Origin of the sequence: Pantoea dispersa (genome assembly GCF_019890955.1) — a bacterium.
GTDB classification, from domain to species: Bacteria; Pseudomonadota; Gammaproteobacteria; order Enterobacterales; family Enterobacteriaceae; genus Pantoea; species Pantoea dispersa.
The window spans coordinates 479,222-490,598 of the sequence record NZ_CP082346.1 but is presented as its reverse complement, the minus strand read 5'-3'; the positions used below and the strand labels follow the sequence as shown (position 1 = coordinate 490,598).

The window sequence follows — 11,377 nt, the reverse complement described above, 5'->3', positions numbered from 1 at the left end:
CCGATCGATTGCAGAATAATCGCGGCGCTGTTGAGCGCTGTCCTGGGCGTGTTATCTTAGCTGCTCGCTTTACTGCAACCGGACAAAGAGCAATGGCAAAACAGCGGGTAGGTATCGTATTTGGCGGCAAGTCGGCCGAACATGAAGTGTCGTTACAGTCGGCCAAAAATATTCTTGAGGCGATCGATAAAAACAAATACGACGTGGTCCTGCTGGGGATCGACAAACAGGGCGAGTGGCATCTCAATGACGCTTCAGGCTTTCTGCTCAACGCCGACAATCCGGCGCTGATTGCCCTGAACCGCTCCGGTGAAAACGTGGCGCTGGTGCCCGGCAGCCGCGCGGAACAGCTGATTACGCGGCAGCAGGCGCAGCCGCTGTCGCAGCTGGATGTCATCTTCCCGATTGTGCACGGCACGCTGGGCGAAGATGGCTCGCTGCAGGGACTGCTGCGCATGGCCAATCTGCCGTTTGTCGGGTCGGATGTACTGGGTTCCGCGGTCAGCATGGACAAAGATTTCACCAAACGCCTGCTGCGCGATGCCGGCCTGAAAGTGGCGCCGTGGCTGAGCGTCACCCAGACGCAGCGCGCGGCGCTGGATGTGCAGGCGGTGATCGCACGCTTTGGCCTGCCGCTGTTTATCAAGCCAGCCAATCAGGGATCATCCGTTGGGGTGAGCAAAGTGACGCAGCCGGACGAATTCGACGCGGCGCTGGATCTGGCGTTCCGCTTTGACCGCAAGGTCCTGATTGAACAGGGCATCAGCGGGCGTGAGATTGAGTGCGCGGTGCTGGGTAACGAGGCGCCAGAAGCCAGCCCGTGCGGTGAAATTGTGGTGCACGACGCCTTCTACTCGTATGACACCAAATATATCAGCGAGAGCGGCGCGCAGGTGGTGGTACCGGCTGACATCAGTGCGGAAGCCAGCGAGGCCATTCGGGCTGTAGCGATTACCGCGTTCCAGGCGCTGGAGTGCTTTGGCATGGCGCGCGTCGATGTGTTCCTCACCGAAACGGGCGACATTATTGTCAACGAAGTGAATACTTTACCCGGCTTCACCAACATCAGCATGTATCCCAAACTGTGGCAGGCGGCCGGCCTGAGCTACAGCGATCTGATTACCCGCCTGATTGAGCTGGCGCAGCAGCGGCATCAGCAATCCAGCCAGCTGAAAAGCAGCGTGTAACCTGCGATGGCGTGGCTCAGGCCACGTCATGCGCCATGCTGCGCGGCGCAATTGCCGGCGAGGTCTGATTGCGGCCGTTGCGCTTGGCAACGTAAAGGTGTTTATCAGCCGCCGACACCAGCCGGTTGATTACCCCCGGCCATTCACGTTCGTTAACCGCACCGCCGCGCGCCAGGCCGAGGCTGACCGTCACGGTCACGGTGTTGCCCTGAATCCAGAACTTCTCTTTCACCATTGCCTGCCGAATCACTTCGGCCAGCTGAAACAGCTGGCTGTGGGTGTAATCAAACACCACCACCACGAACTCTTCGCCGCCAAAGCGGCACACCAGGCCGCGACTGCCGACCACGTGCTGAATACGACGCGCAATTTCCTCCAGCACGCCATCGCCGGCATCGTGGCCAAAATTGTCATTAATGGCTTTGAAGTAGTCGACATCCAGCATAATCACGCCGGCTTCATGCTGCAGGGAAAACGGCTGCTGGCGCAGGTTTTCATACAGGCCGGAGCGCGACAGTAGCTGGGTGAGGAAATCGTAATTGGCGCGCAATGCCAGGCGATGGTTAAGCTGGCGAATGGCGTCCATGCTCACCGCCACCAGCAGCGGGCTGAGCGCTACGGTGGCCACGCCGAGCCGTGCAGAAGTGAGATGGCTGATAGGCAGCAGCGAATCATCGCCCTGAATATTCATCACGCCGTGCGAGACCAGCACGATCTCGGTGATGCCGGTGAACAGAATCACCAGGCTGGTGATCGGAATCGGCAGAACAATGGCACACCAGATCAACGCCGGCACCGGGAAAGTCAGACTGCCCGCGCCACCAATCAGCGCCCCCACCGTGAGCGACAGCGCCACGGCGAGCAGCGGCAGCAGCCTGGCCGGGTGTACCAGCGTCCGCAGCGGCACACTGCGCAGCGGACGCGTCAGCATTACAGGCAGCAGCATCAGTGAGGTGGAGAACTGCTCGCTGAACCAGTCGGCCCACGCCACCACAAAGCGCGCGTTGAAGTCGATATCCTGCGCCCACGCCCCCCAGGTGGCGCAGGCTGCCGCGCCGAGCAGGCACGCCGGAAAGATGCGCATGGCGTTGAACACCTGGCTGTTTGCGGTCGGCGATTGCAGATGCTTAATCAGCATGCTCACTGACACCAGTATAAACAGGATATTGGCAAAATTAATCGTCACCGCTGGCAGTGCCCAGCCGGAAAAAACCGTATCGTTGAAAATCATGGCGGCAAAACACACCAGATAACTGGAAGTGGTGTGTAAAAACGGGTTGCGCACCATCAACCCGGCGATAAGGGCATTCACCGGCCAGAACAGGGAAAACTCTTCGGGAATACGCAGGTGGCTGCCAACAAAGCAGAAGAACAGCGTAATAAGACACAGCGAAAGAGCATTCTTTTTAACATTATTCTCTTCAAACAGCTTAACGCGCATACGTCTGAACCCTGTAACCTGAAATCGCTGCCATCCGTCGCTGGCATCAGCAATCATTTAACCTGAAAAATCCGTGCGATAATTCGCTAATTAAACCGGTGTTCGTCGCCCTGCTCTGCGACTGAGCGGCGCTCACTCTGCCATGAAAGCCAGAGACGAGCTACCGGCCCCGCCAAAAGGGAGTGAAACAGGCAGGCGCTGTGAGCGGCAATTATGCCGTATAAATAAAAAAATCGGATATCCGGGATATCCGATTCTGGCGAAAAAAACTGCATGACCGTGCGCGGAAACGTTATTTCACCGCCACCGGCCACTGGCTCAGCCGGATGCCGCGCTCACCGGCGCTATCCCCGAAATCCTGCAGCACCGCTTTCACGTCCGGATCCATATACTCGGCGTTATCGTGATCGACAATCACCACGCTATTTTCCGGGATCTCCGCCAGCAGCCCCTGCAACTTCGGGTTGTGCATGAAGGTCAGGTTTTGCTGAAAGCGCAGCACGTAATGGTCGTCATAGCGGGTAAGCTGCAGCGCGTTGCGATGGCTTTGGTAGATGCTGCACAGAATCTGCGTCGCGATACCGATGCCAATCCCGGCCAGCATGCCAAACACAATGATGCCGCCGATGGTGGCGAGAAATGGCACGTACTGCTGCGCGCCCATGCGAATCTGTTCGACGAACAGGCGCGGCGTTGCCAGCTTATAGCCGGTATACAGCAGCACCGCCGCCAGGCTGGCGAGCGGAATTGCGTTAAGCAGAGCGCTGAACCACAAGCCACAAATCAGCAGCAGCACGCCGTGCAGCAGAATCGACAGTTTGGTTTGGGCACCCACGCTGACGTTGACCGAGCTGCGCACAATCACCGCGGTAATGGGCATCGCGCCGAGCAAGCCGGCGGTCAGGTTACCGATGCCCTGCGCGAACATCTCTTTATTCGGTGACGGCGCCGGGTGCTGCGGACGCAGTTTTTTCAGCGCCTCCTGGCTGAGCAGCGTTTCAAGGCTGGCCACCAGCGCCAGCGTAATCGCTACCACCCACACCGACGGATTCTGCCACGCCAGCCAGTCTGGGGTTTCCAGCTCCGCCACCAGCGCCGACATACTGTCAAACGCCGGCAATACGATACGCGGCAGGCCTTCGCCGAAGCTGGGAAACAGGCGATCGCCCATCACCGTGGCGAGGCAGCCAAACAGCACCGCCACCAGCGGGCCGGGGATCCAGCTCAGCGCTTTAACCGCTTTGATCGCGGGCGTGGTCCACAGCCACAGAATCAGCAGCCCGCTACCGGCCACCAGCATTGCGCTGAGCGAAAACGAAAACTCCCCGCTGACCAGCGACTGCAGACCGGCATCGCTCGCTGCGCCCAGCGCCACCGGAATCTGCTGCATAATCAATAGCAGGCCAATGGCCGCCAGCATCCCTTTGATGACGCTACCTGGCACCAGTGAGATAAAACGACCGGCGCGCAGCAGGCCGAGCATGCACTGCAGCACGCCAGCCAGAATCAGCGCGGTGAGAAACGCGGAAAAGCTGCCCAGCGTCTGGATTGAGGCCACAACAATGGTCACCAGCCCCGCCGCCGGGCCGCTCACGGCAAAGCGCGAGGGACTGAGCGCGGTAACCAGCAGACCGCCGATCACCCCGGTGAGCAGACCGGCAAAGGGCGGCAGACCGCTGGCCTGCGCGATGCCCAGACACAGTGGCAGCGCCACCAGAAACACCACCAGACCAGCAGGAATATCCTGACGAAGCGTTTGCAGATTCATGATGAGGGTTCCTCTGACGATTGCTGGATTAACTCTTTCAGATGGCCGGACTGCAGGTCATACACGCAGCCAAATACATCCAGCTGCTGTCCGGCCTGCCAGGCCTGTTGCACCGGCTCGCAGCGCACCAGCTGGCTAAACTGGGCGATGACATTGGCTTCAACCAGCCGGTTAAGCTTGCTGCTCTCCTCTTCCTGCGCGGGACTGGCGTGATAGGCCACCAGCCCGTGCTGCAATGCGCGCCGCAGCGCGGCAATGCGCCTGGCGAGCGCCGAATCCTCCTGCGCTAACGGGCTGGCAGGCAGACCCAGCGCCGCCTGCACGCCGCCGCAGCCGTAGTGACCGCACAGCACAATGCGCTCGACGCCGAGATAAAAAATCGCGTACTGCAGCACGCTGATAAAGTTGTCATCATCGGGTAGTACCATATTGGCGATATTGCGGTGCACGAATAGCTCGCCCGGATGCGAGCCGGTCAGCACTTCTGCCGGTACGCGACTGTCGGAACAGCCAATCCACAGGGAGTGGGGTTTCTGCTGATGCAGATATTGTTCAAAGTAATCTGGATTACGCTCGCGGCGCTGGAGTGCCCAACTGCGATTTTTCGCTAATAAGGGTTTAAGGGTCGTCACAATTATCTTCTCTCTGTATCCGCAAATAGCGCTTCCGGGCAAATAAATGCATGGCGCAGCACGGTTTTAGCGTTCTGTGGCAGGTGTATACGGCGCTTTCTCACAGAAATTGGTTATAGACGCTTATGAATTGATTTGCACCAGGAATATTTCAGCCAGGCAGAAGAAGCGACCTTATGTAAAATAAGTGTCAGAAAATGTCATGGCAAAGTAAGTTAATGCAAGTGACGCAATCAGGGAAGGTTCCATTAAAAATCAATATAATCAGCTTATTAAAATTAATTTTTAAAACGCATTTCGGATGCACTGACAAATATATACACGTAAAACTTTTGCGCCTTTACGCTGGTATGGTGGATTACACTCTGCTCGCTGAGAAAAATCCTAATTACTAAATTTATGAATAGTGATATTCGCTGGTTTTAACGTTATTCGCGATGATATTTCACTGAAGGCGGCGGAAGGATTAAGTAAGAGATCGGGAAAATGATAAGCAGAATAATAATTACAAAGAAACGTAAATATCACTGGCGCTAACCGCCTGCGATAAGCGCCCGCCAGGGCAGGCGCTATTTCGCTTGACGAATTATTTACCGTTCCAGGCTTTCATGCGGGATTCACGCACCTGCAGCTGCTGTTCCGGGGTTAACTTATTGTAGTTTTCAGCCATCCCGCTCTCCCAGTCGCCGTACAGTGGATTTGGCAGCACAATGAACTGGGTGCCAAAACGCTGATGGTTGAGCGTGACAAACTGCTGGCGCTGCGCGTTACCCTGATGCCAGGTGGCGCCGCCGAAGTCATTCAGGTTATCGCCGATATACAGCACCACGTTGTAGCCGGCATTTTTAATTGCGTCGAAACGCGCCTGTTTATTGGAGTTACCGGTGCTGAGACGCACGGTTTTGTCGCTTACGCCGCTGAAGCCCAGCTTGTTGAGATTATCGACCGTAGCCGCGTAGTCTTTCTGATCGCGGTTCGAGACGTAGAACATGGTGCCGCCGTGGCTATTCACGTAGTTGGCAAATTCGACGGCACCGGGCACCGCGGTCGCCTGACGCGCCTGCGTCCACGCTGACCAGGTTTTACCGGAGAACGGCTGGCCGTTTTTTGCCTGCCACGCGCTGTAAGCGCTGTTATCGATCATGGTTTCATCCAGATCAACAATCACCGCTTTGGGTTTGCCGGTAAGCGAAGGAGCGTTATCAAACGCCATGCGTGCCGTGTTGAACGCCTGCCAGCTCAGCGCCTGATACTCGCCAGACTGCTGGAACCAGTTGACTGCCAGCACCGACTGCTGACCGAGTTGCTGCTGAGCCTGCTGTTTTTGCGGTTGGGCACAGCCGGTGAGCGTCAGGGCAATCAGGCCCGCCGCGGCCAGCCAGGTGGTGTTTTTCATCATGTCGTCCTTAAGTGATTATGGTCAGTTTTTGTAAAGCTTTAAAAATGTAGCAGTTAACGTAAGCTGTGGGCAGAGGAAAACCGGGGTCAGGTCACAGGAGACACTTATGGATAATCGCGGGCCGCGCTCGGCGCTGCTTGAGAGTCAACGCTGGCTGGAGTATGCCTTTCAGCCTGCCGGTCAGCCGGCACCGGCCGCTGCGGCCTACGGACAGCAGCGGCACAGCGCAAAAGTGGTGCTGGCCGGGCAAAACCGGCCGCCGAAAAGTTGTGAATCCGATGGGGTGATCAGTGACGATCATCAGCCGGTTGCGGTTTACACCGCTGACTGTCTGCCGGTGCTGTTTGCCGATGTGAAAACGCATCAGGTGGCGGCGGTGCATGCCGGCTTGCAGGGTACGCTCGGCGGCGTGCTGAGCAGTGCCCTCGATCAGCTGCTGGCGGGTGGCGCGACACCGGCATCCCTGCTGGTGGCGATCGGTCCGGCGATCGGCCCGTGCTGCTATGAGCTGGGCGTCGATCGCATCGCACAGATGCAGCAGCGCCCGGACCTGCCGGCGCTACGCTGGTCACAGCAACAGCCGCACAACCCGCAGGCAATCCGACCTCAGGCACAGGCGCATCATCAGGGAGTATGGTTTGATTTGCCTCAGCTGGCGCAGGGCCTGCTGTTACAGCGCGGCATCCCGGCGGCGCAGATTGATCGCCTAGCGGTGTGTACTTATTGCATGGCAGAGGCGGGTTCGAGCTATCGCTATAACACCCATTTTGACAGCGGCTATCAGTCACGTTTCTCGTGGATTCGCCGCCGCGCGTAAGCACGCTTCACCTCCCTGTGAAGCGCGGGCGTTAGTGAATGATGGCGTTGAGCGCCAGCACACCGGCGAGGCCGAGGATGGAGATCAGCGTTTCCATTACCGTCCAGGTTTTCAGCGTTTCAACCACGCTCAGGTTGAAATAGCCTTTGAACAGCCAGAAACCCGGATCGTTCACGTGCGAGGCGATCACGCTGCCTGAACCGACCGCCAGCACCATCAGCGCCGGATCGGTATGGGTAGCGGCAATGATCGGCGTCACGATGCCGGCGGTGGTGATCGCCGCGACCGTGGCCGATCCCAGCGCGATGCGCAGCATTGCCGCCACCGTCCAGCACATCAGCAGCGGTGACAGCGACGATCCTTTCATCAGATCGGCGATGTAATTACCGACACCGCTATCCACCAGCACCTGCTTAAAGGCGCCGCCGCCGGCAATGATAAAGACGATCATGGCGATGGCGGCAATCGAATCGCCACACATATCCATCACCTGCTCCATTTTGCGCCCGTTGCGCAGACCGAGGGTGAACACCGCAATTACCACGGCGATAAACAGCGCCACCGCCGGGTTGCCGATAAATTCAAAGAACTGGCGCAGCGCATTCTCTTTCGGCATCGTCAGTTCGCAGACTGCCGCAATCGCCATCAGCACCACCGGAATCACTGCAGCAAAGATGCTGATAAAGAAGCCCGGCATCTCCTCTTCGGTGAAAATTTTAGGGTTATACAGCCCTTCCGGCGGCGACTTTTCGAAGCTTTTGAGGAATTTTGAGAAGATCGGGCCGGCAATGATCACTGTCGGGATGGTAATGATTAAGCCGTACAACAGCGTGGTGCCGAGATTGGCACCAAAAATAGTGGCAATGGCGGTTGGGCCGGGATGCGGCGGCAGGAAGCAGTGCGTCACCGACAGCGCTGCCACCATCGGCACGCCGACGTACAGCAGCGGCAGTCCGGCCGCCGCAACGATGGTGAACACCAGCGGCAGCAACAGTACGAAGCCGACTTCGTAGAACATCGCCAGACCGACGATCAGTCCGGTGACCACCAGCGCCCACTGCAGCCGCTGTTTACCGAACGCGGCAATCAGCGTGGTGGCCACCCGCTGGGCAGCGCCGGTATCGGACACCAGCCGCCCAAGCATGGCACCAAAGCCGAGGATCATCGCCAGGCCACCGAGCGTGGAACCAATGCCTTTCTGAATCGAGGCCATCACATTGAGCGGCGTCATGCCTTCGGCGATACCTACCACCGCCGATACAAACACCAACGCAATGAAGCCATTGACCTTGAAGACAATCATCAGAACCAGCAGCAGTATCACACCCAGCACAATTATGGTTATTGGCATTTTTTATTATCCTTAGGAAGACAGAGGGGTGTTTAAGGTTTAGGCGCGCGCCGGCAATTACGCCAGCCGCGCCACGGCATTACACGGCGACGCGCATACCGCCATCAACAAACAGCAGATGGCCATTGACGAAATCAGATGCGCCCGACGCCAGGAACACCGCCGCGCCAATCAGCTCTTCCGGCTTGCCCCAGCGTGCGGCCGGCGTACGTTTGGTCAGCCAGCCGGTGAAGGCCGGATCGTCAGCCAGCGTCTGGGTCATCTCAGTGACGAAATAGCCCGGTGCAATGGCGTTAACCTGAATATTGTGGCGCGCCAGCTCCACGCACATGCCGCGCGTCAGCATGGTGACGGCGCCCTTGGAGGCGGCATACGGCGTGATGGTGTCGCGGCCCAGTTCGCTCTGCATCGAGCCGATGTTGATGATTTTTCCGCGCTGACGCTGCACCATTCTTTTCGCCACGGTTTGTGACACCAGAAACACCGCTGTCTGGTTGACGGCAATCACGTCGTTCCAGTCCTGCTCGGGAAACTCGAGAAACGGCCGGCGGCGCTGAATGCCGGCATTGTTCACCAGGATATCAATCGCGCCCCACTGACTTTCAATCTCCTCGACCGCCTGCTGAACCTGCGCCGACTGCGTGACGTCAAAGGCCTTCGCCCGCGCGTGATAACCCAGCTCGCGCAGTTTCGCCGCGCCCTGCTCTGCGCCGTCCCCGGTGGTGGCGTTGATGATCACTTCCGCGCCCGCCTCCGCCAGACCGCGCGCCAGCAGAAAACCGATGCCGCGCGCCGAACCGGTGAGCAACACACGCTTGCCCGCCAGGGAAAATAGCTGACTCATACTGACTCCTTAAAACGTTAACTGGACTTTCGCCGCCCGGGTTTTATCACCGGCAAACTGCAGCGCCGCGTCGATATCCTGTAAGTCATACTCCCCGCTGAACAGCGGCAGCGGATTGACCACGCCGCGTGCCAGCCAGTCAACCGCCGTGTTGAATTCGTGGGTGAAACGGAAAGAACCGACCAGATTGATCTCTTTGGCGATCAGCGTCATCAGCGGGAAATCCGGAATGGTGCCGCCCATGCCAACCTGTACCAGCGTGCCTTTGGCGCATACCACGTCGAGACAGCGCTGCAGCGAAGACGGATGGCCGGAAGCCTCGAAAGCGACATCAAAGAAGCCTTTATCTGCAAGGTAGGGCGTGAAATCACCGTCAGCCGCGTGGATCACGCCGGTCGCGCCCATCTGCTGCGCCAGGCTGAGCGAGCGTTCGCTGATATCGCTGCAAATAATCTCCGCAGCTCCGCGGGCTTTGGCAGCGGCGGCAATCAGACAGCCAATCGGCCCGACGCCGGAAATGAACACGGTTTTGCCGCTCAGATCGCCCGCCTGCTGCGTGGCGTGGATGCACACGGCCAGCGGTTCAGCAAACACCATTACGCTGTCATCGGCCTCCTGCGGAAACGGCACACACTGCGCGCTATCGACCACTTTGTATTGCGTGAAGCCGCCATCCACGTGTGGCAGATACATGGCGCTGCCGAAAAAGCGCATTGAAGTGCAATGATTTTGCTGCTCGCGCAGACAGTATTTACAACTGCCGCACGGCTTTGAGGGATTGACCGCCACTTTTTGATTGGGCTGGAGCTGCGGATCGTCGCTCTCCACCACGTAGCCGATCACTTCATGGCCGAGGATCATCGGCATCTTCACTTCAAAGCTGCCGACTTTACCTTCCTGATAGTAGTGCAGATCGGACCCGCAGATGCCGCCGCGCGTGATGCGTACCAGCGTGCCGGTGCCGTCCCACTGCACCTGCTGCTGTGCGACGCTGACCTGTTTTTTACCGGTAATGACGCAGGATTGCGTTTCAATGTTCATTGTAGCCCCTTCAGTGCTGTAGCAATGGGGGCTATCACAGCCGGATACGGCCGGCGAAACTGTGACGAACATCACTCAACGCGATGTTACAAAACGGCTGTTACCGGGAACGTGATGCAGAGAGGCGGAAAAGCAGACGGCGGCCATTCCTGACCGCCTTAAAGAAGGATTAGCTGCCCGACATCAGGTCGTGGCTGTATTTGAACAATTCCGAATCCGAGCGCAGGCCGAGCTTTTTCAGCGCCGACTGCTTTTGTCCGCTCACGGTTTTGCGGCTGCGTTTAAACTTCACGGCAATTTGCGACACGCTGAGCCCATCCAGAAAACAGCGCACCACTTCTACTTCGCGCGGACTGAGGGTTTTCACCTTCTCGTACATATTGCCTTTGCTGGAGAGATCGAGGTTTTCGTTGATGGCGTCTTCATTCATCACGTAGAGGTTTTCCACCTCGTACGCCACTTCCTGCGACAGGAATAGCCGCCCCTGCGCCACCTGGCGAATCGCCTGGACGATCTCCTGCATATTGTGGCTTTTTCCAATAAAGCCCTTAACGCCGGCGCTCAGCACCATTTTGACAATCGCCGGACTCTCCATGGACGATGAGATCAATATCTTTTGCTGCGGATAGTGATTTCGCAGCTGTTTCACCAGGGCCAGGCCATCCAGTTCCCGCTCGCCCAGCAAAAAATCCAGCACCAGCACATCCACCGTGGTGCTGCGCAGCTGACTAAACAGTTCATTACTTGAAGACCAGGTCCCGACCAGATGAATATCGGGTTCGTGTTTCAGGCATAACTCGAAAACGGTACGAACCATCTGGTGATCATCAAGGACAGCGACACGCACCTGTTTATTATGTGCATATACCATTCTTTTATTCCTTTATTACAGTCTCA

10 protein-coding genes are annotated in these 11,377 nt (G+C 57.7%); 2 read left to right on the top strand and 8 right to left on the bottom strand.

What is annotated here, in order from left to right; all coding sequences use genetic code 11:
- Window positions 1-92: 92 nt before the first annotated feature.
- Complete coding sequence (ddlA, locus tag K7H94_RS02360) at window positions 93-1,187, top strand: D-alanine--D-alanine ligase (RefSeq protein WP_021509683.1); 1,095 nt, start codon at window positions 93-95, stop codon at window positions 1,185-1,187.
- Window positions 1,188-1,203: 16 nt separating this feature from the next.
- Here the strand turns inward: ddlA and K7H94_RS02355 are convergent, their stop codons facing one another.
- From K7H94_RS02355 to K7H94_RS02340, 4 genes are all read right to left on the bottom strand, one after another.
- A complete protein-coding gene (locus K7H94_RS02355; protein WP_141497017.1) occupies window positions 1,204-2,628 on the bottom strand; it encodes a GGDEF domain-containing protein in 1,425 nt (474 codons plus the stop codon).
- A 292-nt stretch (window positions 2,629-2,920) separates the two neighbouring features.
- Complete coding sequence (locus tag K7H94_RS02350) at window positions 2,921-4,396, bottom strand: SulP family inorganic anion transporter (RefSeq protein ID WP_222951575.1); 1,476 nt, start codon at window positions 4,394-4,396, stop codon at window positions 2,921-2,923.
- Window positions 4,393-5,034, bottom strand: coding sequence for a carbonic anhydrase (locus K7H94_RS02345; protein WP_222952008.1), 642 nt, complete (start codon window positions 5,032-5,034; stop codon window positions 4,393-4,395). The genes K7H94_RS02350 and K7H94_RS02345 overlap by 4 nt, the downstream gene beginning before the upstream one ends.
- 580 nt (window positions 5,035-5,614) lie before the next feature.
- On the bottom strand, window positions 5,615-6,424 hold the full coding sequence (locus K7H94_RS02340) for a 5'-nucleotidase, lipoprotein e(P4) family (RefSeq protein ID WP_141497049.1): 810 nt from the start codon (window positions 6,422-6,424) through the stop codon (window positions 5,615-5,617).
- 109 nt (window positions 6,425-6,533) lie between these two features.
- Between K7H94_RS02340 and K7H94_RS02335 the strand changes: the two genes are divergently transcribed.
- A complete protein-coding gene (locus K7H94_RS02335; protein WP_222951574.1) occupies window positions 6,534-7,244 on the top strand; it encodes a purine nucleoside phosphorylase YfiH/LACC1 family protein in 711 nt (236 codons plus the stop codon).
- Window positions 7,245-7,275: 31 nt separating this feature from the next.
- On the opposite strand, the gene K7H94_RS02330 is transcribed toward K7H94_RS02335, so the two are convergent.
- The 4 genes from K7H94_RS02330 to K7H94_RS02315 all read right to left on the bottom strand — a co-directional run bounded on the left by K7H94_RS02330 (window position 7,276) and on the right by K7H94_RS02315 (window position 11,351).
- Window positions 7,276-8,595, bottom strand: a complete 1,320-nt coding sequence (locus tag K7H94_RS02330) for a gluconate:H+ symporter (protein ID WP_058771315.1) — start codon at window positions 8,593-8,595, stop codon at window positions 7,276-7,278.
- A 79-nt stretch (window positions 8,596-8,674) separates the two neighbouring features.
- Window positions 8,675-9,439 carry a gluconate 5-dehydrogenase gene (gene idnO / locus K7H94_RS02325; protein WP_150360382.1) on the bottom strand — a complete coding sequence of 255 codons (765 nt, stop codon included), beginning with the start codon at window positions 9,437-9,439 and terminating at the stop codon, window positions 8,675-8,677.
- Between the two features lie 9 nt (window positions 9,440-9,448).
- Window positions 9,449-10,480 carry an L-idonate 5-dehydrogenase gene (gene idnD / locus K7H94_RS02320; RefSeq protein ID WP_222951573.1) on the bottom strand — a complete coding sequence of 344 codons (1,032 nt, stop codon included), beginning with the start codon at window positions 10,478-10,480 and terminating at the stop codon, window positions 9,449-9,451.
- Window positions 10,481-10,649: 169 nt separating this feature from the next.
- Window positions 10,650-11,351 (bottom strand): response regulator, encoded by a 702-nt coding sequence (locus K7H94_RS02315; RefSeq protein ID WP_222951572.1) that lies wholly within the window; start codon window positions 11,349-11,351, stop codon window positions 10,650-10,652.
- Window positions 11,352-11,377 lie beyond the last annotated feature (26 nt).